Source organism: Nonomuraea longispora (assembly GCF_004348345.1).
GTDB lineage: Bacteria > Actinomycetota > Actinomycetes > Streptosporangiales > Streptosporangiaceae > Nonomuraea > Nonomuraea longispora.
Genome location: NZ_SMJZ01000024.1, coordinates 1 through 24,047, shown reverse-complemented (window position 1 = coordinate 24,047; position 24,047 = coordinate 1). Strand labels below are relative to the sequence as shown.

Here is a 24,047-nt window from a genome sequence, read left to right as displayed (position 1 = left end):
CGATGATCCATCTCCGGCGGATCGCGGAGCTGTGGCGGCGCTGCGACGTCACACTCCGGGATGCTCCGTTAGCGCTGCTGCTGCTCGTCGGCTCGCTCCTGCCGGAGTTCCAGGGCCACGGAACCCAGATCGGAATCCTGCCGACCCGCGACTACGACGTGCTGGCCGTCCTCGTGGTCGCGCTGGAGTGCCTCCCGCTCACCGTGCGCCGCCGGTGGCCGGGCGTCTGCATCGTCCTGGTGTCGCTCGGCTTCTCCCTCGACCAGCTCCTCGGCGTCCACGCGATGGCGGGCACCGCCCTGCCGATCGCGCTCGTCAGCGTCGGCGCCCATCTGGAGCGCCACCGCCGCGCCACCGCGGTCCTCCTGACCGTCGCCTTCGTACCGCTCATGGTCGCGCTCGACCGGCTCGGCTCGGGCGAGCCGCTCGCGGACATCGTGCTGCTCTACGTGGTGCTGGTCCTCGCCTGGTGCATCGGAGCCTGGCTGCGTTCCGCCCGCGCCGCCGAGGCCGAACGCCGCCGCCACGTCGCCGCCGCCACCCGCGCCGCCGAACGCACCCGCATCGCCCGCGAACTGCACGACGTCGTCACCCACCATGTGACGGCGATGGTCGTGCAAGCCGAGGCCGCGCGCTACCTGACCGCCGCACCCGAGCGCCTCGACGCGACCCTGAGCGCCGTCACCGACACCGGCCGGCGGGCCATCACCGACCTGCGGCACCTGCTCGACCTGCTCAACCCCGACCACGACACCGACGGCCGCACTCCCTCCGCCGGCGACCTGCACGGCCTTGTCGAGCAGACCCGCCAGGCCGGGCAGCCGGTCGAGTTCGACGAAGAGGGCACACCGCCGGAGTCGGCGGGCAGCGCCGAGTTCGTGGCCTACCGGGTCGTACAGGAAGCTCTGACCAACGCCCTCAAGTACGCCCACGGCAGCCGCACCGAAGTGCGCGTACGCCATGCCCACAAGGAGATCAGCGTGGAGATCAGCACCGACGGTTCCGGATCGCGGACCCGCTCACCCGGCGGCAGCGGGCGGGGCCTGGCCGGGCTCCGCGACCGGGTCGACGCCCTGGGCGGCGAGTTCGACGCGGGCCCGCGCCCCGACGGCGGCTTCCTCGTACGCGCCCGAGTCCCCGCCGGGGGACCGTCGTGACCGCGCCCGTCCGGGTCCTGGTCTGCGACGACCAGCCGCTCATCCGCACCGGGTTCTCGACCATCATCGACGCGCAGCCCGACCTTGAGGTGGTCGGCGAATGCGGGGACGGCCGCGCCGCGATCGAGCTCACCCGCCAGGTGAACCCGGACATCGTCGTGATGGACGTGCGCATGCCGGTGCTCGACGGCATCGAGGCGACCCGCCGGCTGGCCGGAGCCGGGGTCTCGCAGCCCGTCAAGGTGCTCGTGGTGACGACGTTCAACCTCGACGAGTACGTGTACGAAGCACTGCGCGCCGGGGCGAGCGGCTTCCTGCTCAAGGACGCCCCGCCCCAGCAGTTGCTGCACGGCATCCGCACCGTCGCCTCGGGCGCCGCGCTGCTGGCCCCCGAGGTGACCCGGCAGCTCGTCGGCAGGTACGCCGCCCGGATCCGCCCCGCCGAGAGCACACCGGAAGAACCCGCGCTGACCCCGCGCGAGCTGGAGGTCCTGCGCCTCATCGCCGACGGCCTGTCCAACAGCGAGATCGCCGCGTCCCTGGTGATCAGCCAGGAGACCGTCAAAACGTACGTGTCACGCATCCTCACCAAGCTCGACCTGCGCGACCGCGTGCAGGCGGTGGTCTACGCCTACCGCAGGGGCCTGGTGACCTGAGCCCGTCCTGGGACGGAACCGCACGCCTGACGTGAGCGTGCGGATGGCCGGACGGGGCCACGCTCCATGCCAGATCGTCGGTGACCCAGGTGGCCGGCCACCGTGCGCCGGTCACCGCAGCCCGGAGCCCGGCGGAAGGTCGGCGACAGCCTGGCGCGCCCGGTCGCAGACCCGGCAGGTCGCCTCGGACATCGGGCAGATCCGGGCGAGGACCACGACGGGAACGGCGACGACCGGCTCGGACGGCACCACCCCGGACCGCGAAGGGCGCGGCACCATCCGAGTCCTGTGGACGATCCCCTCGTGAGGTCAGGAACGCGGGGGCAGCCAGGTGCGGATCTGGTCCATCAGCGGGATGGGCGCGTCGTACTGCATCAGGTGGCCGGCGCCGTCGATCAGCGCGAGGTCGGCGCCCGGGATCAGTTTCCGCAGCCGGTGGCCGATGTCGCTGGACAGCCAGGTGTCCTGGGCGCCCCACAGGATGCGTACGGGGATGTCGATGCGGCCCAGCTCGCGCTCGTTCTCCTCGAGGAAACGCTCGTCGTAACCGGCGATCTGCCGGTAGAACGCGGGCTGGCCGTCGTCCCCGGTCCAGGGTCGGACGAGCTGGTCGAGGTCGGCGTCGCGCAGGCCGCGATGGCTGGCGCCCTGGATGTAGGCGCGCAGGATCGCCTCGTGGACGTAGGCCGGCAACCGGCCGAGCAGGTCGGGGTTCTCCCCGACGTACGTGAAGAACGGCGAACCGGAGGGCGGGATGGCCACCACGTCGACGAGCATGAGCGAGGCGTAAGGAACGCCGCCGTGCAGATGAGCGCGGAGCGAGACCGCTCCGCCGAAGTCGTGCGCGATCACGTGAGGCCGGTCGAGCCCCCAGTGCGCGAGCAGGGCCGCGAACGCCTCGGCCTGCACGCCGAAGCCGACCGGATGCCCCGCGTGTTTCGACGACCGGCCGTAGCCCGGCATGTCCCACAGGTGAACGGTGAAGTCACGGCTCAACGCCTCGGCGAAGGGCCGCCACACCAGCGACGAGAACGGGGTGCCGTGGCAGAACACCACGGCGGGGCCGGATCCCGCCCTCCCCCAGGCGATCCGCCGTCCCTGCCAGTCGAAACGCTCGGTCAGCTCCATGCCCACCCACCCTAGTCACCGTCCCGGCCTCGCAGCCGGCCGGTGTCCTGGTCACGAACGCTCTGACCCGTGCCGTCAGCGCCCCGGTGAACCGTCCGCGGCCGTGGGCTCCTCGATGTCCCAGCGGAGCTCGTCGCGGTCGGTGAGGAACTTCTCCGCCGTCTCCCAGCGCATCGGCAGCGGCATGGGGACGGTGGCCCTGATCCGGGCGAGCTCCTGGTGCGCGCGGACGAGGCCGGCGAAGTCGCGCGGGTAGGCGCGCGTGTCCACACCGGTGAACACGCCGAGCTTGGTCGCACGGGCCAGCGTCTCCCGCCACTGCCCGATCGTGGCCAGCCCGACGGACTCCACGCCGTGGGAGAACAGCAGCAGCCTGATCTCCTCGAACGGGCCGGCCGCGTCGAGGTAGGCGTCCAGGCTCGCGCGCGACGGCTCGGAGTTGAAGACCATCCAGTACGGCACCGACCCGCTGCGCAGCGTCCACCACGGTTCGAGCAGCAGGAAACACTCGGCCAGCAGCCGGTCGGCCGGCAGGCCGCGCCGCCGGTACCACTCCCGGTACAGGTCGGCCACCACCGGGCTGAGCCGCTCGGGCTCGGCGAAGCTCATGCGGGCCAGGCGCCAGCCGTTGCGCGCGGCCAGCTCCCGCAGGTCGGCCAGCAGCTCGGGCTCGAACCCCCACTCCGCCTCCGGGCTCTCCCCGTCCGCCTCCGGGTAGTCCCACCTGCGGTGCGGCGAGCCGTAACGGCGCAGGTAGCCGGCCACGCGGGGACCGCCATGCCGGTACTCGTCCGGGGTCGCGCCGCCGGGCGCCCCATGCTGGAAGACGTGCCGGGGGCCGACCCGGGTCACCGGCCAGCGCAGCTCGCAGTCGGCGACCACCAGCGTCGCGCCGGACTCCAGGGTCTGCTCCAGGTGCTCGCGGTAGGCCGCGGGCAGGCGGCGCCACTTGACCCGGAAGTACGACATGCCCGCGATCATCAGGCGGTCCTGGTTGGCGTCGTGCATCTGGTGCAGGACGAGGTCCGGGTTCGCGGAGACGAGGGCCTGGCCGGCCTCCTGGGTGCGGAGCAGGTCGGCGCGCGGTTCGTCCGGGTGCACGCCGTGGCGGCGTACCGGGATCAGCAGCGTCTGCGGCAGCCAGGGCGCGCCCAGGGCCGCGCACAGGTGCATCATGGCGCCGTTCGCCGATCCGACGAACGCGACGTCGCTGCGCCGGCGCGGATAGTGCCCGGTGACCCACCGCGCCAGCTCGCCGGAGCGGATGCCGCCCACCCGGCGCAGCGGTACGGCCTCCGCCCACCCGCTCGCGGCGTACGCCCGCTCCTTCACCCCGCGCGGCAGCCTGTTGGCCGCGCCCAACAGCGCCGCCGCCCACGCCTCCGCGGCGGGCGGGCCCTGGCCGATGAGCGGCACGTCACGGCCGTGCAGGAACCGCGACAGCGCCCGCAACATGCCGGTCGCCGAGTCGAACGACGCGACCACTCTTCCCGGTTTCACACCGCCACCTCCGACAGGAACCCGGCGACCGCGGCCGCGACGCGCCGGGGGTCGCGATACACCGTCATGTGCGGCAGCCCGTCCATGACCTCAAGGCGCCCGTACGGCAGCAGCCTGGTCACCTCCTCGGCCCACGCCTGCGGCACCATCCGGTCCTTGCCGCCCCTGATGACCAGGGCGGGCACGGTGACGAGCGGCAGCTTGTCCTCGACCCGGTCGCGGATCGACTCCCCGAAGGCCGCGAGCACGGTGCGCGGCCCGGCGTCACGGTAGTCGGCGACGTTCAGGGGCATCATGCGCGGGCTCTCCCCCGGCGCGTTGCGCAGCCACTGAGCGGCCAGCCGCCACGGCGATCGTCCGCGCGGGTCCACGGTCGGCCCGGCCAGCACGAGGGCGGCGGCCGTCTCGGGATGGCGCACGGCCACGTCCACGACCACCTGGCAGCCGTACGAGACGCCGAGGAGGCACGGGCGTTCCAGGCCCGTGCGCTCCGCCCAGGCGGCCACCACGTCGGCCAGCGCCGGCAGCACCAGTGGCCGGTCCGGTTTGCCGCTCGCCCCGAACCCGGGCAGGTCGATCGCCCAGGCGTCATATCGTTCGCCGAGCACGTCGACGAGCGGCAGCAGTTCCCTGCTGGACACGCCGGCGCCGTGCACGCAGACGACCGCCTGCCCCGGCCCGCGCCTGCGGTGGCCGGCGACCTTCAGATCACCCACCACGTGGTCCTGCCGCTGAAGCGACACCCCTGGCCTCCTCTCCTGAGGCCGCTCCCCCTACCCGCCGGCCGATCACCTGAACAACGCCGCCCGCCGTTTCATCGACGGGGGGCGGCAAAGGCGGCAAGCTCCGTCGGTGGCGATGTAGCGCCGGACGTGCTCGGTCACCGAGGCTCCGGGCTGTCGATGACGTTCATTCCTCCGTTCCCAGTCCCTGCGCGAAGCCGCCGTCCACGGCGAGCTCGACATTGGTCGTGAAAGTCGCGTCCGCCGCAAGGAACAGGGCCGCCCTCGCGACCTCCTCGACCGTGCCGATCCGCTTGAGCGGCGTGGAGATGTCGCCCTGCCGCTCGAACTCCCGGCGCTGCTCCTCGGTCAGGCCCGCCACGCCCATCGTCGGCGTCTTGATGTATCCGGGTGCGACGCTGTTGACCCGGATCTTGCGCGGCAGCAGCTCGACGGCCAGGACGTGCGCGAACGCCCGCGTCGCCTCCTTGGACGCCGAATAGGCGCTGATGCCGGGGAACACCACGTCGTTGGCGACCGTGGTGAACACGATCGACCCGCCGTCGGCCAGCAGCGGGGCGAGCGCCTGGACGGTGAAGAACGCGCCCTTCGTGTTGACGTCGAAGTGCCGGTCCCACGCCTCTTCCGTCACCTCGTCCAGCGTGGCGAAGGAGGCGAAGCCATGGTTGACGAAGAGGTGATCGAGGCGGCCGAGCACGTCGTGGGCCTGCTCGGCGAGCGCCGCGACGTCGGCCGCACTCGCCGCATCCGATCGGACGACGTTCGCGGCCCTGCCCTTCAACGCGGTCCGGGCCTCTTCGAGGGTCTGCTCGTTCCTGCCGGTCAACAGGACTTCCGCACCCTCGTCGAGCAGCGCCTCGACGATCGCCCGTCCCATGCCGTGCGTGCCACCAGTGACGATGGCCTTCTTGTCGGTGAATCGGCTCATGGAGAGACTGTCGCGGACCACGCGTTCGATCGGTCTTCGGTTCGTCTTCGGCGCCGAATACGATGATTCGATGCGCTTCGGGGTGCTCGGTCCGCTGACGGTATGGAGGGCGGACGGCGGGCAGGTCACTGTGCCCGAGGCCAAGGTCCGCGCCCTGCTGGCGGCGTTGCTGGCGAACCCGGGGCGGGTGGTCTCGGCCGACCGGTTGGCCGACGAACTGTGGGACCGGCCTCCGGCCCATCCCGTGCGCGCCGTGCAGACCCTCGTGTCCCGGCTGCGCGCCGTGCTCGGCGCGGAGGCCGTGCTGCGCCGTCCGCCTGGCTACCTGCTGAACGTCGAGGACGAGACGGTCGACGCGGTGCGTTTCGTCGCGCTGGCCGACCGTGCCCGCGCCGCCGGTGACCCACGCGTACAGGCTGAGATGTTCTCCGAAGCGCTCGGGCTCTGGCGGGGGCAGGCGTTCGACGGATTCGCCGACGAACCGTTCGCGCGGGCGGCTGCTGCGCGGCTGGAAGAACAGCGTCTGCTGGCGTGGGAGGACTACGCCGAGGCGCGCCTCGAACTGGGCGATCATGGCCCGCTGGTGAGCGAACTCGCCGAGCTGACGCGCGGCCACCCGCTGCGCGAGCGACTGCGCGCCGCCCACATGCGCGCCCTATACGGCGCGGGACGCGCGAGCGCCGCGCTTGACGTCTTCCAGGACGCACGCCGCGTCCTCAACGAGGATCTGGGCCTGGAGCCGGGCCCCGGGCTGATCGAACTGCAGCAGCAGATCCTGCGCCAGGAATTCGCCGACCGGCCGCCCCAAGGCAACCTCCCCGAGCCGCTGACCGACCTGGTCGGACGGTCACGGGCCGCCGCGGACGTGCGGGGCCTGCTGAACGAAGAACGCCTGGTCACCCTGACAGGACCGGGCGGAGTCGGCAAGACGCGGCTCGCGCTGGAGGTGGGGCACGCGCAGGCCGAAGCCTTTCCCGACGGGGTGTGGCTCGTGGAACTCGGCGGGGAGCGGCCACATGGGGAAAGGATCTCGGAGGCGGTGGCCTTCGTGCTCGGGCTCCGGGACGAGCCGTCGCCGTCCGGTGTCTCCCACCGGCTGGCCGAGGCGCTGCGCGGGCGGCGGCTCCTGCTCGTCCTGGACAACTGCGAGCACGTCATCGACGCGGTGGCGGGTTTGGCCGGACTGCTGCTGCGCCGCGCGCCAGGCGTACGCATCCTCGCCACTAGCCGCGAGCCGCTGGGCATCGCAGGCGAGCGGCAGTGGCCTGTTCCGCCCCTCGACGTGCCGGAAGCGGGAGCCGGCCCGCAGGAGGTCGCCCAGTCGAGCGCGGTCCGGTTGTTCGTGGCACGGGCGGCCGCCGCCTCACCGGGCTTCGCCGTGTCGGCGGAGAACGCCGAGGCTGTGGCCACGATCTGCCGTCGCATGGACGGCATCCCGCTCGCCCTGGAGCTGGCGTCCACCCGAGTGCGCGTGCTGGGCACGACGGAGCTGGCCCACCGGCTCGACGACCGGTTCGGACTGCTGGTCGGCGGCCGCCGCGACGCCCCGGCCCGTCAGCGGACGCTCAAGGCTGTGATCGACTGGAGCTGGAACCTGCTGACCGGCGCCGAGCGGGCCGTGCTGGGCCGCCTGGCGATCCACCGGGACGGCTGCGCGCTGGAGGCCGCCGAGGCGCTCTGCTCCGGCCGCGGCGTGAAGCCCGCCGAGGTCGTGGACTTGCTGGCCAGTCTCGTGAACCGGTCGCTCCTGGTCGTGACAGGCGACGACCCGCCCCGTTACCGGCTGCTGGAATCCGTCGCCGCGTACTGCCTGGAGAAGCTGCCGGAGGACGAGCACGAAGCCCTGCGCCAGGCGCACGCCCGCTACTACGTCTCCTTGGCCGAACGCGCCGACGCGCACCTGCGCGGCGGCGACCAGCAGCGGTGGCTGCGCCGTCTTGACGCCGAGGCGGCCAACCTGCGCGCCGCGCTCGACACCGCCGACGAGCACCTCGCCAGACGTCTGGTGCGGAGGATGGCCTGGTACTGGTTGCTGCGCGGCCGATTCGCCGAGGCCAGGCGCTCGCTGGCTCTCGCGCTCGAGACGGATGACGATGGCGCCTGGCTGGCCGGGATGACGCTGCTCACCGGGGAGCCATGGCGGGGCCGTCCCCCCGTCGAGGCGTCGGGACGGGCCAGGTGGTTCCTGGGGTACGCGGAGACGCTGTTCGGTTCCCTGGAGGCAGCCGAGGAGCTGAACCGGCGTGCCCTTGACGACTTCCGGGACAAGAAAGATCGCTGGGGCATCGCGGCATCGCTAACGGTGCGGGGCCTGCACCGTTACGTGCGCGGGGACATCGCCGGCTCGCGGCTCGACGCCGAGGAGGGGCTGGCGCTGTTCACGGAGGCCCGCGACCAGTGGGGACGGCTCCAGGCCATCGGCGTGCTCGGCAGGCTCGCCGAGATCGTGGGTGACTACCACGCAGCGGAGGCCCGGCACCGCGAGGGCCTGGCTCTCGCAGAGAGCCTCGACCTGTGGGGTGAGGTGTCCGTGCGCTGGTCGGAGCTGGGCCGGATCGCGTTGCTGTCCAGCGACTTCGCACGCGCCGACAAGCTGCACGAACGCGGCCGGCGGCTGGCCGTGACGCACGCCGACCGGCGCGCCCAGGAGTTCGCGGAGGTGGGCCTCGCCCTCGCCGCCCGCCGTCAGGGGCGGCTCGACGAGGCGGAGAAGCGCCTGCGCGCCTGGCTGGACTGGAACCGGGAGTTCGACGCGGAGAACGGCGCGGCGCTCATCCTCGCCGAGCTGGGCTTCGTCGCCGAGCAGCGCGGCGACGCCCCCGTGGCGCTGGAGCTGCACGAGCAGGGCCTTGCGGCCGCCTCCGCCACCGGCGATCCGCGGGCGGTCGCCCTCGCCTACGAGGGACTGGCCGGAGCGCACAGCCTGGCGGGCCGCCACGAGGAGGCGGCCCGGCTGCTGAACGAGGCCTTCCGATTGCGCGAGAGTGTGGGCGCACCGCTCCCACCCGCCGAACGCGGCGACGTCGACCGCATCACCGCAGTCCTGCGGACAGCGCTTGGCACGCTCGGGCCCTGATGTCGTACGGCCGGTATGCCTCGATGGGTGACGTCGCCGTCACTCGGCGGTTTCGCCCTCCGGCGGCGCCCATCTCATGGTGAACAGCTCGTAACCAGGGGCCTGGCCCGGCAGCGCACCCGCCGGCCCGGCGCGTAGGCCGTCGAGCGCGATGGTGATGATGCGCTCTCGCGCGTTCAGGGCGGCGTCGTACAGCTCGGTCCGGCCTTGGCACTGCAGCTGCTCCTGCAAGGGGGACTTCGACAGTTGTTCGATGAGCAGTTCGAGGTCGACCGCGGTCACCCCGGCGCGGAGCACCCCCGCCCTGTGCGCGCGTTGGACGAGCTCGGCCACCGCGCGATCACCCCGCCGCGCCAGCTCGGTCATCTCGTCGGTGACGTCGAAGGTGCCGGCCGCCGGCGCCAGCGAACCCGGGCCCGACCGGATGGACGCCATCGCGTAGTGCATCAGGCCCTGCCAGGTGTCGTCCATGGCAAGGCCCTCGTTCGCCGCGTCGAGGTATTCCCGCAGGGCGATCAGGCACAGCCGCTGGAACAGCTCCTGTTTCGTACGGTAGCGCCGGTAGAGCGAGCCCACTCCGACGCCGGCCCGAGCCGCGATCGCCGCCACCGACGCGTGCGCGCCGTCCACCGCCAGCACCTCGCGGGCCGCCCTCAGCAAAGCCCGGTCGTTCCTGGCGACCTCCTCGCTGCGCCATGAACGCGAACGTGTCATGCCGTGCAGTCTACCCATTTGCGGAGTGTTCTGCTCCGCGTCTATGGTCTTGTGCGGAGCGAATCACTCCGCAACTGAAGGAGCCCCATGGCCGCCAGCACATCCGACATCGGGGACAGCGAGCCCGCCCCCCGGCGCAGCCGCCTGCCCCGGCCCTTCCGGCCGTACCGCACGGGTCACTACCGCCTCCTGTCGGCGTCGCTCGCCCTGAGCCTGGCCGGCAGCGGCATGTGGGCGGTCACGGTGGCGTGGCAGGTGATCGCCATAGGGGCGGGCCCGTCCGAGCTCTCCCTGATCGCCGCCGCGAGCGGCATCGGGCTCGTCGGTACGGCCCTGCTGGGAGGTGTCGTCGCCGACCGAGCGTCTCGGCGGCGCATCATTTTGATCAGCCAGCTCGCCAAGGCGGTGGCTGTCGGCTCGGCCACGGTCACCGGCACGATGGGCCTGCTCACCCCGGCACAACTCGTCGCGGTCGCCGCGGCCCTCGGGATCGCGGACGGATTCTTCTATCCCGCCTACTCGGCGCTCGTTCCCGCCGCGGTCGCCGAGGACGATCTGCTCGCGGCCAACGGGATCGAGAGCATGTTGAGACCGACGCTGATGCACGTGCTCGGGCCCGCCGCCGCCAGCGCGCTGATCAGCCTCTTCGCGCCGAGCACGGCCCTGGCGGGAGTCGCCGGCGCGCATCTCCTCGCCGCGGCGTGCGCGATCGGCATACGCCGTTTCGAGCCGGCCTCGACGGGCGTACGTGGACCGGAGACGCGCGCGACCCCCGAACCCCGGCCTGTGACGCGCTCCCGCATCTCGCGCGCGGGTGGCCACGTCCGGTCGGCGGTGGGCGACCTCGGCGCCGGGTTCGCCTACCTTCACTCGACTCCTTGGCTGATCGCGACGCTCGCGTTCGCCGTCACGTTCGTCCTGGTCACCAACGGGCCGGTCCAGGTCCTGCTGCCGTTCGTCGTCCGCGACCAGGGAATGGGCGGGCCGCGGGAGTTCGCTCTCGCCCTCGCCTGCAGAGGTATCGGCGGGGTGGTCGGCTCGCTCACGATGTCCGCGCTTCCCCTCCCCCGCCGCTACCTGTCGGTCATGCTGCTGGCCTGGGCCGCGGGCTGCCTTCCCCTCCTCGCTCTCGGGTCGACCGACCGGCTGTGGATCATGATGGCCGCGCTTTTCGTCCACGGCGCCCTGACCTCCGGCGCGATGGTCATCTGGGGGACGCTCCTGCAGCGCCGGGTGCCGCCCGCCATGCTCGGCCGGGTCTCCAGCCTCGACTTCTTCGTCTCACTGAGCATGGCTCCCCTGTCGATGGCCCTGGCCGGGCCGGCGGCGGCCACCTGGGGAAATCAATGGATCTTCCTGGTTGCGGGCGTCGTTCCCATGGTGGCCGCCGCACTGGCCGTCACGGTCGCCCGCCTCCCGCGCGACGAGATCGATCAGCCGCTCGACCGCACGAGATGACCGCCCGCAAGGGCGCAGCAACCCGGAAGTGCCGCGGGTCAGGTCCGCGCCGGCGTCGCGCCCTCGCGCAGCCCTTTCATCGCGCCGCCCCAGGCGACGACCTCGTCGAGCATCTCTGTGGCGGCGTGCACCCGGTGAGCCGCCGGCTTGAACGTGCTGAAGTTCTCGAAGTCGCTGCCCAGGAACAGCGCGACCTGAGAGCCCACGCAGGCCACCTTCAACTCGCCCATGATCAGGCGCAGGTGCTCCACCGCCCGCGTGCCGCCCACGCTCCCGTAACCGACGAATCCCGCCGCCTTGTTGTGCCACTCGCCATAGAGGAAGTCGATGGCGTTCTTCAGCGCGCCGGAGATCGAGTGGTTGTACTCGGGCGTGACGAACACGTACGCATCGAAGGACGCGACCTTGCCGGCCCACTTCCTGGTGTGGGGAAGGTCGCGGTGGCCCATCGCGGGCGGCAGCGCCTCGTCGAGGTGCGGCAGGCCGAAGTCCTTGAGGTCCACGAGCTCGAACCGGGCGTCGTCACGTCGCGCGGCGAGATCGTGGATCCAGCGCGCCACCGCCTCCCCATTACGCCCGGGACGCGTGCTGCCGATGATGATCGCGACATTGATCACGAGTCGTCATTCCCTTCCGTCCTGAGATATCGGAGCGGTTCGCTCCGACAGAGCGCACACTATCCCGGAGCGTTTCGCTCCGCAATTTTCCCATCAGCCGTACGACCTCGCCCGCCGTTTCATCGCCGGCGGGCGGGGAAGGCGTCGAGCTGCGCGTCCACGGCGTCGACGGCCAGGTACGCGACCAGCGCACGATCGCCCCCGGCAACGACCCCGTCCCGCCCAGGGGCTGACCCGACGTACGGCGACGCGCGGGCTAGCTCGGCGGGGGCGGCACCGGCCAGGCGGCGAGGGCCTGGGCGACGGCGTACAGGTTGGACGCCATGGCGCGGGCGGTCTTGTGCGACCATTCGCGGCCCTGCTCGGAGTCCAGGTAGTTGGGCCCGGGACCAGGGCCGAGATGCCAGTAGGTCCAGGACTGGCCGGGGATCGTGTAGCCGATGTCGATCAGCGCGCCGGCGATCTCGCTGATCACGTGGTGCGCGCCGTCCTCGTTCCCGGTGACGACGACTCCGGCGACGCGGTTGTAGGCCACCGGGCGCCCGTCGTCGCCCGTCTCCGACAACATGGCGTCCATCCGTTCGATCACCCGCTGGGCCACCGACGACGGGTGTCCCACCCAGGTGGGGGTGGCGACGATGAGAATCTCGGAGTCGAGCAGGCTCCGGTGGATCCTCGGCCACCCGTCGCCCTCTCCCATGTCCGTCTCCACCCCGGGCAGGATGTTCTCGTCGACCGCCCGGTACGTCTCGGTGCCGACGCCGCGCTCCCGCAGCTCGCCGGCGACGACGTCGGCGAGCGAGCCCGTGTTCGACGGTTCAGGGGCCGGCTTCAGAGTGCAGTTGACGACGACGGCTCGCATGCGGTGACCTCCGCGCTGATCGACTCGTACGGGCTCCTGCCCATACCCGCGATCAGGGAAGTAAACGGCGCGGCCTGAGTGCGCGCCCGCGTGGGTCTCCGGCGGGTCAGGGTCCGTAGTCCTCCAGCTCGATGGCGTTCGCGGCCTGGCTCGCCGTCTTGGTGATGAGGCCCTTCCACGGCATGTACGGCAGCAGCCGGTAGTTGAGGTTGCGCATCCGGATCCAGGTGCCGGACGGCGGGACGAGCCAGTTGCCCGCGCCCTCGGCCAGCTTCATGTTGGCGTCGACGTAGCCGCGCATCCGCGACTCGTAGCGGGCGAAGGCCGTCTCGTGGTCGCCGCGGGCCCGTGCCAGCTCGCCGGCCAGCACGTACGCACCGACCACGGCCAGGCCGCTGCCGCCGCCCGACAGGGTGGACGCGCAGTATCCCGCGTCGCCGAGCAGGGCGACGCGGCCGCGCGAGTAGGAGGGCAGCCGGATCTGCGTGGTGGAGTCGAAGTAGAAGTCGGGGGCGTTCCGCATCTCCTTCAGCAGCCGGGGCACCTCCCATGACTCCCCGGCGAACCTCTGCTCCAGGATCTTCTTCTGCTGCTCGTCGTCGCGGTGGTCGTAGCCGAGCGGCGGCGAGGCGAAGTAGAACAGGGCGCGGGCCTCGGTGTTGTCCCGTGCGCTGTACATCCCCGCGAGCTTGCCCGGCACGTTGTAGAAGTGCCCGGTGTATTCGAGGCCGAGGAAGTTGGGCACGGAGAAGATCGACAGGTGGTAGCCCAGGTAGCGGCTGAACTGCGACTCGTCGCCGAAGGTCAGTGCGCGCACGTTCGAGTGCAGCCCGTCCGCGCCCACGACGAGGTCGAAGGTACGGGTCGCGCCCGAGGCGAAGCTCACGGCGACGCCGTCGTCGCCGGTGTCCATCGCGGCGATGGAGTCGCCGAAGAGGTACTCGGTGTCGTTCCTGGTGGCGTCGTGCAGGATGTGCACGAGGTCGCCGCGGAGGATCTCCACTTCACCGCTCATGATCTCGGCGGGCAGCGTGGCCCGGTGTCTGCCCAGGCCGTCGACGTAGCTGACCGCGCCCATCGCTGTGCGCGCCCGGTGGATGGCGTCGTAGAGGCCCATGCGCCGGGTCACTTCGAGGGCGGCGCCGCGGAAGTCGACCGCCTGGCCTCCGTCCCGGGGGCCCCGCGCCCGTTCCACGACGGTCGGGGCGAACCCGAAACGCCGCAGCCAGAAGGCCAGCGCCGGACCGGCGATGCCGCCGCCGGAGATGAGGATGGTCTGGTTGCGCATTGTCGTCTCACTTTCTGTCGGACGTCGTCGTTCAGCGGCGGCCGGAGGGGGAAAGACGGCCGGTCTGCGGCTTGGTCGTCGCGGATACGGCGTGCCGCGGAGTGCGGCGCATGGAGACGGCGGCGATGATCACTCCGGCGATCAGGGTCACCGCGCCGGCCACCCCGACGACGTTGATGGCCTGCGCGGACGCCTGCCGCGCGACCTCCGCCAGCGCGGCGCCCGCACCGCCGGGGAGTTCGGCGGCCGCGGCCAGCGCGGCGCCGATGGTCTCGCGGGCGGCGTCGAGCGCGGCCGCGGGTACGGCGTCGGGAGCCGCGTCGCCCACCCGGGCGCTGTAGACGGCGGCCCCGATGGAGCCCAGCACGGCCATGCCGAGCGCGGAGCCGAGCTCCTTGCCCGTCTCCGACAGCGCGCCGGCGGCCGCCGCCTTCTCCTGGGGCGCGGTGGCGACCATCGTGTCGGCGACCAGCGCGGTCGCCACTCCGGCGCCGGCGGCGAGCAGGCTCGCGCCCACCATGACGAGCAGCGCTCCGGTGCCGGCCGTGACCTGGGTGAGTGCCAGCATGCCGAGGGTGGCCACGGCGAAGCCCCCGATCATGAGGGTGCCCGTACGCACGCCGCGCTTGGCGAGCAGCGTGGCGCCCGTGATGGCGAGCACCATCACCACCGGCGAGGCGAGCTGGACCAGCCCGGCCCCCGCCGGGTCGAGGCCCGCTCCCGCCTGGAGGTACTCCATCAGCAGAGGCGAGAAGCCCATCAGGACGAACATGACGAGCAGGTTGAGCACGATCCCGGCGCCGAAGGTGGGGTGCCGCAGCAACCACAGGTCGATGAGGGGCCTCTGGAGCGACAGTTGCCTGGTCACGAACGCGGACGCGAACGCTCCGCCGGCGAGCACGGCGGCGATGGACAGCGGGCCGACGCCCGATCCGGTCATGGTCTTGAGGCCGTACACCACCGGGAACACGGCGCCCACCGAGAGTGCGGCGCTGACGAGGTCGAACGGCGGCGCTTCGGGGTTGCGGACCTCCGGCAGCAGGAACCGGCCGAGGACGAGCAGGGCGAGCATGCCGGGAACGCTGATCAGGTAGACCGACGTCGGCCGGGCCGTGACGGCCAGCAGCACGCCGCCGACGAGCGGGCCCACGGCGGAGCCGACGGTGACGCCCGCCACGGTCGCGGCGATGGCGGCCCTGCGCTGTTCGGGCACGTGGAACATGCCGCGAATGAGCCCGAGCGTGGAGGGCATCAGCGTCGCCCCCGCCACGCCGAGTGCCGCGCGGGCGGCGATGAGCAGTGCGGCGGACGTGGCGAACGCCGCGACGAATGAGGCCGTGGCGAAGCCCGCGGCGCCCAGCATCAGCAGCCGGCGGCGGCCGATCCTGTCGCCCAGCCCGCCCATCGCGACCAGGAGCCCCGCCATGACGAACGTGTAGACGTCCTGAACCCACAACTTCTGAGTGGCGCTCATGTCGAGCTGCCGGGTGAGCTCGTTCACGGCTAGGAGGTTGGCTCCCAGGTCCACGCCGGCCAGCGTGCACACGAGGAGGAGGACGGCCAGCCCGGCCCGTTCTCTGCCTGTTGCTGTCGTGTTGAGCTGTCTCATACCTCGCCACCATATGGACGTCTAAGACATATGTGCAAGACATTGTCTGAGACTTTCGTTTGATAGGGTCTGCGGGTATGGGTAACCGTGAAGACTTGCTCGCCGGAGCCAAGCGCTGTCTGCTCGAGAAGGGCTACGCGCGCACCACGGCTCGCGACATCGCGACCGCGGCGGGGACCAGCCTGGCCGCCATCGGCTATCACTTCGGCTCGAAGGAACAGCTGCTCAACGCGGCGCTCTACGACGCGACCGCGGAAGGGCTGGGCGAGGAGTTCGGTCGCGCGCTGCGCGCCGCCGCCTCCGGGAAGGACGCGGCCGAACGGTTCGAGGCGACGTGGACCCACATGATCGACTCGTTTCCGCAACACCGGCAGGTCATCGTCGCCGCCCTGGAGAACCTCGGCCAGCTCGCGCACGTGCCGGAGCTGCGGGAGACGTTCGCCAAGGCCCAGGCCGACGCCATCGACGAGTTCACCCACCGCTACCGGCAGTCCGAGCACGACGTCGGCAACGCGCCGGCGCGCGCCGTCGCCACCCTCTACTACCTGCTGATGAACGGCCTGATCGTGCAGTGGATGACCGACCCGGGCGGCGTCCCCTCCGGCGAGGACCTCGCCCTCGCGGTGCGCACCATCGCCTCCGCCGGGCAGCGGGAGCCCGCCTCCGACCGAGCCGTTTGAGACGTTTGTACAAGACGTGCATATGAGACACATGTACTATCGCTCGGTGTGACCAGGAAGCCGTGAACGTCCCGCACTTCGCGCCGCGCGCCCAGGAGGCCCAGGAGGCCCAGGAGGCCCAGGAGATCGTCGACATTCTGAGATCGCTCCCGGGTGCGCATACGGGATAGAGATCGATAAGTCCGCCTAGACTGGACACCGGCATTTTCGAGCCACTTAGAGGATTGGGTCATGGCTGACGAGAGCCTGAGCGAACAGAAACTCAAGCCGCATGTGCCTCACACGGCACGGATCTGGAACTACTGGCTGGGCGGCAAGGACCATTTCCCCGTCGACCGGGAGGTCGGCGACCGGGTCAAGGAGATCTTCCCGGTGGTGGTCGAGCTCGCGCGAGCCGACCGGTTGTTCCTGGGGCGGGCCGTACGCTTCCTGACCGCCGAGGCGGGCATCCGGCAGTTCCTCGACATCGGCACCGGGCTGCCCACCCAGGACAACACGCACGAGGTGGCGCAGCAGATCGCGCCGGAGTCGCGGGTCGTGTACGTCGACAACGACCCCCTGGTGCTCGTGCACGCGCGCGCCCTGCTGACCAGCTCGGAGGAGGGCGCCACCTCCTACATCGACGCCGACGCGCGTGACCCCTCCCTCATCCTGCGCGAAGCCGCCAAGACGCTGGACTTCACCCAACCGGTGGCGATCATGCTGCTGGGCATCATGCACTTCGTCAACGACGACGACGAGCTGCAGCGGATCATCGACGAGCTGATGGCCGCGGTGCCGTCGGGAAGCTACGTGGCGGTGGCCAACACCACCACGGCGGTCAACGGCGAGGCCACGGCCGAGGCGGTGCGCGTGTGGAACATCGACGCCCAGCCGAAGCTGAAGCTGCGCACGCCCGAGCGGATCGCCCAGTTCTTCACCGGCTACGACATGGTGGAGCCGGGCTGGGTCTCGTGCTCGCGGTGGCGTCCTGAGCCGGAGTGGGACGGCAGCCTGCCGGTCGAGGTCGACCAGTGGTGCGGTGTCGTCCGCAAGTCATGAGCACCACCCCTGCCGTGCCGACCAGGTGAGGGCCGGGCTCGGATCGCCGACATACCCGGGATATACCGGGGGCTCCTACTCTCGCGGACGTGTCTCCCCGCAGATCCTTACCCAGGACGTTCGCCCCCCTCACACTGGTCGCTGCCCTGCTGGTGCCTGGGCCCCAGGCCGCTGCGGCATCCCTGTCGGACGCCGAGTTCTTCGGCAAGTGGAGCAACGGCGCCTGGGTGACGGCCCCGCGCGTCGCCTACGACGAGGGGCTGGACGAGGTGCGGCGCGCGGTCAAAGATGGCGACTACGGCCTGGCCAAGCAGAAGCTGCTCGATCACTTCCGCGAGCGTCCCGCCATGTCGGCGGGCCGCTTCTCGCACTCCGCCTGGCCTGGGGTCCTGGAGCTGACGCCCGACCACATCTGGACGCTGGACACCGGCGAGGTCTACCTCACGACGCTGACGGTCGGCCCGCAGGAGACGACGGTCAAGGCCGACGTGACGACCAGCGTCAAGGAAGGCAGGACCGGGTTCTTCCTGATGAGCCGGTACAAGGATCCGGTCATCGCGCGCTTCGGCACCAGCGAGAAGAGCTCAGGCACCCCCACGCTCCGCCTGACGCTGGCCGACGGGTCGGAGAGGACCCTACGCCCGTCGCACGACACCTACATCTGGGCCGGCCACCCCGGCACCGCGTACGGCGACAAATACCTGATGCAGGTCAGTGACCAGGGCAGGGGCCCGTTCAGCGCGGAGACGCGCAAGGCGTACCTGCAGTTCGACCTCGCCGGGCTGCCCGAGGTGAAGAAGGCCGAGCTCTCGCTGACCGGCTCGGCCGACGCGAAGAAGGACGTCATGCTGTACGGCAACGGCGACACCTTCACCGAGGCCTCCCGCACCTGGTCCAACACCGTGCAGTACACCTACTCCTGGCAGGGCGACCCGGGAGGGTTCGACTGGAAGCAGCCGGCGGGCGCCGACAAGGAATATCTGGTCCAGCTGCCCCGCTTCTACTTCGCCGGCCCTCTGGCCGAGGCCTACCGGCAGACCGGCGACAAGAAGCACGCCGGCACGCTCATCGACCTGATGACCGACTTCGTCAAGGACGCCGACACCTATGTGGCCGACGGGGCGGGGGCGTACCCGAACAGCCTGTCCGTGGCGCGGCGCGTGCAGAACTGGATCGCGGCGTACGAGATCCTGCGCACGAGCCCGTCGCTGACACCCGAGGCCAACACCGAGATCCTCAAGGCGCTGAACAGGTCCGCCGCGCACCTGGAGACCAGCGAACAGGGCGCGCACAACTGGCGGCAGACCCAGAAGGCCGCGCTGCTGCACACCGCCGTGTACTTCCCCGAGTTCTCCAGGGCTCCGCAGTGGAAGGCCAACGCGGTCACCTCCCTGGAGCGGCTGCTCGACGAGTCCACGTACGCCGACGGTGGCTACTGGGAGGCGACGGACGGATACGCCCGCGCCTACGCCTCCCAGTACGTGGACCTCGCACTGTTCATGAGCGAGCACGGCCTCGCCTTCAGCGAAGCGGCCAGGGCCAGACTCCGGAAGCTGGGCCGCTTCCTCATGGACCAGACCTACCCCAACGGCTACGGCCCCGTGTACGGCGACAGCGAGCCGAGGGATGTCCGCTCGACCCTCAGAAGGCTGGGAGAGCTGGTCGACGACGAGGAGCTGATCCATGTCGGCACTTCAGGCGCCTCCGGGAAGAAGCCCGCGCACACCTCGGCGCTCTATCCCGACACCCGCGTGGCGGTGGCCAGGTCCGGCTGGAGCCCCGAGGACTCCTACCTGCGGATCAACGCCGACCGGGGCAACCACAGCCACACGGACGAACTGGCCATCACCGCCTACGCCTACGGCAGGCCGCTGCTGCCCGACATGGGGACGTTCACCTACGCCTCGGACCCGCGCGCGACCTGGCTGCGGAAGAGCACGGAGTCGCACAACACGATCGAGATCGACGACCAGGCGCAGGTGTCGACGGCCGCCGGGGCGATCACCAGCCTGATCTCCAATTCGTCCTTCAGCCTGGTCGGCGCGCACACCGAAGCCTCCAAGGGGGCGCTGCACGAACGGTCGGTCCTGTCGCTGTCCTCGGGCCTGTGGCTGGTCTCCGACCGGTTGAAGCCCTCGGACAACGCCTCGCACCGATACGAGCAGAACTGGCACTTCACCCCGGACGCGAACCTCTCGCTCGGGTCGGGGCAGAAGGCGGCGACGACGGCCTTCGGCGACGGCGCCAACATCACCGTCGTGCCCGCCGATCCGGGCAGGGTGTCCGCCTCGCTGCGCGACGGGTATTACGCCCCGGCCATGTACCGGGTGGAGAACGCCAAGTACGCGTCCTACGTCAAGACGACCGCGGGCCGGACCACCTTCGACACCCTCCTGCTGCCGTCCAAGGGTGCGGCGGACCGCACGGTGGCGGTGGAGCGCATCCCCGTCGGCTCCACTCCGGCGCACCAGGCGACCGCGCTGGGCCTGAAGCTCGGCGAGCGGGGCGAAGCGGTCTACTACAAGTCATGGACGACCCGGGCGTCCCGCTCCTTCGGGGCGTACACGTTCGACGGCAAGCTGCTCTACGCCGAGACCGGCGCCGCCGGGCAGTCGATCATGCTGGTGGACGGCACGTCGGTCAAGCGTGACGGCGCGGCCCTGGTCACGTCGCCGACGCCGGTCAAGGACCTGGCCGTGGCGATCGGCAAGGACGGCACCGTACGCATCGACGGCGCCGGGCTGAAGGCGAGCACCGACCCGGCGCGGGCCATCGCGATCACCACGGCGGACGCCGCCAAGGTCGTCCTCAACGGCACGCAGGTGCCCTTCCACCGGGCCGGCTCGCTCATTTACGCGGCGGCGGCGCGCTGACGACCTGAGGCCGCGTGCCGTTCTTCGCGGCACGCGACCTCAGACCGGCCGCCGGCGGTCCTGCTTCGCCTCGCGCACGATCGCGCCGACATCCGCGACCGGGCCCAGGTGCCGGAGCTTGTCCGGATTGACCAGTGAACGGATGGTCTGGATGCGTTCGTCGAGGATGTCGAGCCCCCAGGCGGTAAGGATATTGCCGCCGGGGTCGCGCAGGATCGCGCCGGGCTGGCCGTTCACCTCGCGCGGTTCCACCACCGCACCGGTCCGGGTGATGAACAGCGGCACGTTGGCGGCCAGAACCCTGATGACCTTCTCCACCCCGCAGACGCGGCGCGGACCGCCGACCTTGCCCCCGCCGTCGTTGACCAGCTGCACGTCGGCGGCGAGCAGCTCGCGCAGAGCGTCGACATCGCCTTCCTTGAGCGCGTCGAGAAACCGTCCGGCGAGCTCCTCACGCTTCCCGCGGTCGGCGTCGAAGCGGGGCTGACCCTCCTGCATGTGACGGCGGGCCCGCGACACGAGCTGCCGGCAGGCCGCCTCCGAGCGCCCCACCGCCGAGGCGACCTCCGCGAACTCGAACCTGAACACGTCCCTGAGCACGAAGACCGCACGTTCGAGCGGAGTCAGCCGCTCCAGCAGGAGCAGCGCCGCCATCGACACCGAGTCGGCCAGCTCCGCGGAACGTTCCGGGTCCTCGTACGGGTCGGCGAGCAGCGGTTCGGGGAACCACGGCCCGATGTACTCCTCCCGGCGGACCCGGGCGGAGCGCAGCACGTCGATCGAGAGCCTGGTGACCGTCGCCGACAGGAAGGCCTTGGGGGATCGCGGCTGCGCCGAGGCGGTCGCGTAGCGCAGCCACGTCTCCTGGACGGCGTCCTCCGCCTCCGTCACGCTGCCCAGGATCCGGTAAGAGATCGAGAACAGCAGCGGTCGCAGCTCCTCGAATTCCTGCTCTCGCGTCATGCCTGTCCAGTTCGTGCTCGGGGTCGGTCTCCGTACACGAGACGAGAGTGCCGGTCGTTCTGTGACATCGCATCATGGCATTCACCCGTGTCACAACCGGGCGGGCCACGTCGTCCCAGAGGGCATGACGAACGCGGACACGACCTCGGTGCTGGTCACCGGAGGCAACAAGGGACTCGGTCTCGAAGCGGCCAGGCGGCTCGGGCAGCGAGGATGGCGGGTCTTTCTCGGCTCACGCGACGAGGGCCGGGGCCTGGCGTCCGCCGCCGAGCTCTCCCGCGAGGGCACGAACGTGGTCATGGTCCCGCTGGACGTGACCTCCGACGCCTCGGTGGCCGGCGCCGTACGGCTCGTCCGGGAGCACACCGACCGGCTGGACGTACTGATCAACAACGCCGGAGCGTCGGGCAGGGCGGTCGCGCCGGCGGACGCGACCGCCGACGAGATCCACTCCGTCTACGACACCAACGTGTACGGGCCGATCAGGGTCACGCACGCGTTCCTCCCCCTGCTGCGGGCGGCGGACCATCCGCGGGTGGTGATGGTGTCGAGCGCCGTCGGCTCCTTCGCGGTCGTGACCGATCCCGAGCAGCCCTCCTCGAAGATCCACGAACTCGCCTACAGCTCGTCGAAGGCCGCGCTCAACATGATCACCGTCAGGTACGCCCAGGCGCTCCCGGAGATCAGGTTCAACGCCGTCACACCCGGCGAGGTCGTCAACCACGCTTACGCCGCCACCGACATGAACCACCACACGGGCAAGCTGACGGTCACCGAGGGCACCGACTCGTACGTCAGGCTCGCGACGATCGGCCCCGACGGCCCCACCGGCACCTTCAGCGACCGCCTCGGCCCCATCGCCTGGTGAGCCGCCCGTCGGTCATGGGCCGGCGCCGTATCGGCTGAGGCGTCGCCGATGTCGTCGTGGCGGCCGCCACACGCCGGGCGATGTACGTTTCATGCGGCCGGTGGCGGGGCGCCGGAACGTGTCCGCATCGCCGCAGGTCAGAGAGCGTCCACGGCCTGGCGTGGCGGCTCCTCGCGTACGTCGTGATCGCCGCCCTGGTTGGGACGGCGGGCGAGCCGATACCGTCCGATCCGACGACGCCTCGCCTCTTGGAGTCCCGCCATGCCAGGAAAACGCTGGGCCGCCCCCGCACTGCTCGCCCTGACCCTGCCGCTGCTCGCCCCACCGGTCGCCGCGGCGACGGTCGCGTCCGTCCCGGCCGCCTCCGACGTGCCGCTGGAGGAGGTCAACACGGTCACCACCCAGGTCGCCTTCGGTTTACGCCGCCCCACGGCCATCGCCGCACCCGACGACGGGACGGATCGACTGTTCATCACCGAGAAACGCGGGACCGTGCGGGTCTACCACCCGGACACCGGTCTCGACGCGACCCCGATCATCGACATCACCGCTTCGGTGGACGAGTCGGGCAACGAACGCGGGCTGCTCGGCATCGCCCTCGCGCCCGACTTCGCCGAGAGCCACGACCTGTACCTCGCCTACACGGCGCTACCGGACGGCGCGGTGACCCTGGCGCGGTACGCGCTGGACGACGCCGGCCTCGAACCCCTGCTCTCCCAGGAGCACGCCGAGAACAGCAACCACAACGGCGGCCAGATCACCTTCGGCACCGACGGCAACCTGTACATGAGCATCGGCGACGGCGGCGGCTCGGGCGACCCCTTCGACTCCGGGCAGCGCCTCGACACCCTGCTGGGCAAGATCGTGCGCATCGACGTCAGCCGGAGCTGCGGCGACCTGGCCTACTGCGTGCCTCAGGACAATCCGTTCGCCGGCGTCGAGGGCGCGCGCGAGGAGATCTGGATGTACGGCGGGCGCAACCCGTGGCGGTTCTCCATCGACCCCGCGGACGGCTCGATGTGGATCGCCGACGTCGGCCAGGGCCGCTGGGAGGAGATCAACCACGTCAAGCCGGGACGGCAGGCCGGCGCGAACCTCGGCTGGTCCTGCTACGAAGGGCTGGAGGTGTTCGACGAGACCCAGTGCCGCTCCGACGCCGAGTACACCGAGCCGGTCTTCACCTACTCCCCGCACACCGGCGGCTGCGCGGTCATCGGCGGGCAGGTCTACCACGGCGAGGAGTTCGCCGACCTGGTCGGCGGCACCTACATCGCCACCGACTACTGCTCCTCCACCGTGTGGGCGCTGCGCGAGGACGGCGCGGGCGGCTATCTCCAGGCCGAGATCGGCCAGACGCCGACGCAGGTCACCGCGTTCGGCGCCACGCCGGAGGGCGAACTGTACGTCGTCAACGATCTTCCCGGTGGCCTGCACCGCGTCTCGTTCGAACGCGCCGAGCCGACCTGCCTGATCGGGCACACCACACGGGCCTGGGGCGGCGGCATGACCGTCGACCTCACCGTCACCAACACCGGCACCATGCCGATCAACGGGTGGACGCTGCGGTTCCCCCTTCCGCGCGGACAGAGCATCGTCTCCGACTGGAACACCGACCTCACCCAGAGCGGCGACGTGGTCACCGCGGTCAACACCGGCCACAACGGCTCCATCGCGCCCGGCGGCAGCGTCACGCTGGGCTATCTCGCCGAGCACACGGGCGACACGTCTCTGCCGGGCCGGTTCTCGCTCAACAGGGACACCTGCGCCGTCGACCGCTGACCGGAGCTCTGTGCAATGGTATAACTACATAGTGTGATCGCGGCGCTCGGCGCCGCCCCGCTGCGCCTCCCCACGTCCCCCAAGGAGCAACCAGCATGCGAGCGACC

20 protein-coding genes are annotated in these 24,047 nt (G+C 71.1%); 9 read left to right on the top strand and 11 right to left on the bottom strand.

All coding sequences use genetic code 11. The features are described 5' to 3' along the window. Window positions 1–2: 2 nt before the first annotated feature. Window positions 3–1,157 (top strand): sensor histidine kinase, encoded by a 1,155-nt coding sequence (locus tag E1267_RS09340; protein ID WP_132331832.1) that lies wholly within the window; start codon window positions 3–5, stop codon window positions 1,155–1,157. After that, a complete protein-coding gene (locus tag E1267_RS09335; protein ID WP_132331830.1) occupies window positions 1,154–1,813 on the top strand; it encodes a response regulator in 660 nt (219 codons plus the stop codon). The genes E1267_RS09340 and E1267_RS09335 overlap by 4 nt, the downstream gene beginning before the upstream one ends. Before the next feature lie 111 nt (window positions 1,814–1,924). On the opposite strand, the gene E1267_RS44170 is transcribed toward E1267_RS09335, so the two are convergent. The 5 genes from E1267_RS44170 to E1267_RS09315 form a co-directional block, all read right to left on the bottom strand. Continuing rightward, on the bottom strand, window positions 1,925–2,092 hold the full coding sequence (locus E1267_RS44170) for a hypothetical protein (RefSeq protein ID WP_165959527.1): 168 nt from the start codon (window positions 2,090–2,092) through the stop codon (window positions 1,925–1,927). A 30-nt stretch (window positions 2,093–2,122) separates the two neighbouring features. After that, window positions 2,123–2,941, bottom strand: a complete 819-nt coding sequence (locus tag E1267_RS09330) for an alpha/beta fold hydrolase (RefSeq protein WP_132331828.1) — start codon at window positions 2,939–2,941, stop codon at window positions 2,123–2,125. Window positions 2,942–3,016: 75 nt separating this feature from the next. Continuing rightward, window positions 3,017–4,441, bottom strand: a complete 1,425-nt coding sequence (locus E1267_RS09325; protein WP_181957769.1) for a hypothetical protein — start codon at window positions 4,439–4,441, stop codon at window positions 3,017–3,019. After that, the gene (locus tag E1267_RS09320) at window positions 4,438–5,184 is read right to left on the bottom strand and encodes an alpha/beta fold hydrolase (RefSeq protein WP_132331826.1); all 747 of its coding nucleotides are present in this window, start codon (window positions 5,182–5,184) and stop codon (window positions 4,438–4,440) included. The genes E1267_RS09325 and E1267_RS09320 overlap by 4 nt, the downstream gene beginning before the upstream one ends. A 166-nt stretch (window positions 5,185–5,350) precedes the next feature. Continuing rightward, complete coding sequence (locus E1267_RS09315; protein WP_132331824.1) at window positions 5,351–6,112, bottom strand: SDR family oxidoreductase; 762 nt, start codon at window positions 6,110–6,112, stop codon at window positions 5,351–5,353. 70 nt (window positions 6,113–6,182) lie between these two features. Between E1267_RS09315 and E1267_RS09310 the strand changes: the two genes are divergently transcribed. Continuing rightward, window positions 6,183–9,188 (top strand): AfsR/SARP family transcriptional regulator, encoded by a 3,006-nt coding sequence (locus E1267_RS09310; RefSeq protein ID WP_132331822.1) that lies wholly within the window; start codon window positions 6,183–6,185, stop codon window positions 9,186–9,188. A 39-nt stretch (window positions 9,189–9,227) separates the two neighbouring features. Here E1267_RS09310 and E1267_RS09305 read toward each other — a convergent pair whose 3' ends face one another. Continuing rightward, window positions 9,228–9,902, bottom strand: a complete 675-nt coding sequence (locus tag E1267_RS09305; RefSeq protein WP_132331820.1) for a TetR/AcrR family transcriptional regulator — start codon at window positions 9,900–9,902, stop codon at window positions 9,228–9,230. Between the two features lie 87 nt (window positions 9,903–9,989). Here E1267_RS09305 and E1267_RS09300 point away from each other — a divergent pair, with 87 nt between their 5' ends. Continuing rightward, window positions 9,990–11,360 carry an MFS transporter gene (locus E1267_RS09300; protein WP_132331818.1) on the top strand — a complete coding sequence of 457 codons (1,371 nt, stop codon included), beginning with the start codon at window positions 9,990–9,992 and terminating at the stop codon, window positions 11,358–11,360. Window positions 11,361–11,398: 38 nt separating this feature from the next. Here E1267_RS09300 and E1267_RS09295 read toward each other — a convergent pair whose 3' ends face one another. The 4 genes from E1267_RS09295 to E1267_RS09280 all read right to left on the bottom strand — a co-directional run bounded on the left by E1267_RS09295 (window position 11,399) and on the right by E1267_RS09280 (window position 15,736). Continuing rightward, window positions 11,399–11,977, bottom strand: coding sequence for an NADPH-dependent FMN reductase (locus E1267_RS09295; protein WP_132331816.1), 579 nt, complete (start codon window positions 11,975–11,977; stop codon window positions 11,399–11,401). 256 nt (window positions 11,978–12,233) lie between these two features. Continuing rightward, entirely contained in the window at window positions 12,234–12,839 is a 606-nt protein-coding gene (locus tag E1267_RS09290) for a flavodoxin family protein (protein ID WP_132331814.1), read from the bottom strand. Window positions 12,840–12,945: 106 nt separating this feature from the next. Beyond that, entirely contained in the window at window positions 12,946–14,127 is a 1,182-nt protein-coding gene (locus E1267_RS09285) for an FAD-dependent monooxygenase (protein WP_132331812.1), read from the bottom strand. 31 nt (window positions 14,128–14,158) lie between these two features. Then, window positions 14,159–15,736, bottom strand: a complete 1,578-nt coding sequence (locus E1267_RS09280; protein WP_132331810.1) for an MFS transporter — start codon at window positions 15,734–15,736, stop codon at window positions 14,159–14,161. A 77-nt stretch (window positions 15,737–15,813) separates the two neighbouring features. On the opposite strand from E1267_RS09280, the gene E1267_RS09275 reads away from it, so the two are divergent. The 3 genes from E1267_RS09275 to E1267_RS09265 all read left to right on the top strand — a co-directional run bounded on the left by E1267_RS09275 (window position 15,814) and on the right by E1267_RS09265 (window position 20,330). Next, window positions 15,814–16,416 carry a TetR/AcrR family transcriptional regulator gene (locus E1267_RS09275; protein WP_132331808.1) on the top strand — a complete coding sequence of 201 codons (603 nt, stop codon included), beginning with the start codon at window positions 15,814–15,816 and terminating at the stop codon, window positions 16,414–16,416. A gap of 231 nt (window positions 16,417–16,647) precedes the next feature. Continuing rightward, window positions 16,648–17,457, top strand: a complete 810-nt coding sequence (locus E1267_RS09270) for an SAM-dependent methyltransferase (RefSeq protein WP_132331806.1) — start codon at window positions 16,648–16,650, stop codon at window positions 17,455–17,457. A gap of 89 nt (window positions 17,458–17,546) precedes the next feature. Beyond that, window positions 17,547–20,330, top strand: a complete 2,784-nt coding sequence (locus E1267_RS09265) for a heparinase II/III family protein (protein ID WP_132331804.1) — start codon at window positions 17,547–17,549, stop codon at window positions 20,328–20,330. A 39-nt stretch (window positions 20,331–20,369) separates the two neighbouring features. On the opposite strand, the gene E1267_RS09260 is transcribed toward E1267_RS09265, so the two are convergent. Next, a complete protein-coding gene (locus E1267_RS09260) occupies window positions 20,370–21,293 on the bottom strand; it encodes an RNA polymerase sigma-70 factor (RefSeq protein WP_132331802.1) in 924 nt (307 codons plus the stop codon). Window positions 21,294–21,417: 124 nt separating this feature from the next. Between E1267_RS09260 and E1267_RS09255 the strand changes: the two genes are divergently transcribed. Both E1267_RS09255 and E1267_RS09250 read left to right on the top strand, forming a co-directional pair. Beyond that, window positions 21,418–22,161 carry an SDR family oxidoreductase gene (locus E1267_RS09255; RefSeq protein ID WP_132331800.1) on the top strand — a complete coding sequence of 248 codons (744 nt, stop codon included), beginning with the start codon at window positions 21,418–21,420 and terminating at the stop codon, window positions 22,159–22,161. A gap of 261 nt (window positions 22,162–22,422) precedes the next feature. Beyond that, a complete protein-coding gene (locus E1267_RS09250; RefSeq protein ID WP_132331798.1) occupies window positions 22,423–23,940 on the top strand; it encodes a PQQ-dependent sugar dehydrogenase in 1,518 nt (505 codons plus the stop codon). The last annotated feature ends 107 nt before the right edge of the window (window positions 23,941–24,047 follow it).

Excerpts from the sequence above, each read along its gene's own strand:
- E1267_RS09250 (WP_132331798.1), top strand. The coding sequence starts at position 22,423 with ATGCCAGGAAAACGCTGGGCCGCCCCCGCACTGCTCGCCCTGACCCTG.
- E1267_RS09255 (WP_132331800.1), top strand. The coding sequence starts at position 21,418 with ATGACGAACGCGGACACGACCTCGGTGCTGGTCACCGGAGGCAACAAG.
- E1267_RS09260 (WP_132331802.1), bottom strand. The coding sequence starts at position 21,293 with ATGACGCGAGAGCAGGAATTCGAGGAGCTGCGACCGCTGCTGTTCTCG.
- E1267_RS09285 (WP_132331812.1), bottom strand. The coding sequence starts at position 14,127 with ATGCGCAACCAGACCATCCTCATCTCCGGCGGCGGCATCGCCGGTCCG.
- E1267_RS09340 (WP_132331832.1), top strand. The coding sequence starts at position 3 with ATGATCCATCTCCGGCGGATCGCGGAGCTGTGGCGGCGCTGCGACGTC.
- E1267_RS09305 (WP_132331820.1), bottom strand. The coding sequence starts at position 9,902 with ATGACACGTTCGCGTTCATGGCGCAGCGAGGAGGTCGCCAGGAACGAC.
- E1267_RS09280 (WP_132331810.1), bottom strand. The coding sequence starts at position 15,736 with ATGAGACAGCTCAACACGACAGCAACAGGCAGAGAACGGGCCGGGCTG.
- E1267_RS09275 (WP_132331808.1), top strand. The coding sequence starts at position 15,814 with ATGGGTAACCGTGAAGACTTGCTCGCCGGAGCCAAGCGCTGTCTGCTC.
- E1267_RS09290 (WP_132331814.1), bottom strand. The coding sequence starts at position 12,839 with ATGCGAGCCGTCGTCGTCAACTGCACTCTGAAGCCGGCCCCTGAACCG.
- E1267_RS09315 (WP_132331824.1), bottom strand. The coding sequence starts at position 6,112 with ATGAGCCGATTCACCGACAAGAAGGCCATCGTCACTGGTGGCACGCAC.
- E1267_RS09300 (WP_132331818.1), top strand. The coding sequence starts at position 9,990 with ATGGCCGCCAGCACATCCGACATCGGGGACAGCGAGCCCGCCCCCCGG.
- E1267_RS09310 (WP_132331822.1), top strand. The coding sequence starts at position 6,183 with ATGCGCTTCGGGGTGCTCGGTCCGCTGACGGTATGGAGGGCGGACGGC.
- E1267_RS09270 (WP_132331806.1), top strand. The coding sequence starts at position 16,648 with ATGGCTGACGAGAGCCTGAGCGAACAGAAACTCAAGCCGCATGTGCCT.
- E1267_RS09330 (WP_132331828.1), bottom strand. The coding sequence starts at position 2,941 with ATGGAGCTGACCGAGCGTTTCGACTGGCAGGGACGGCGGATCGCCTGG.
- E1267_RS44170 (WP_165959527.1), bottom strand. The coding sequence starts at position 2,092 with ATGGTGCCGCGCCCTTCGCGGTCCGGGGTGGTGCCGTCCGAGCCGGTC.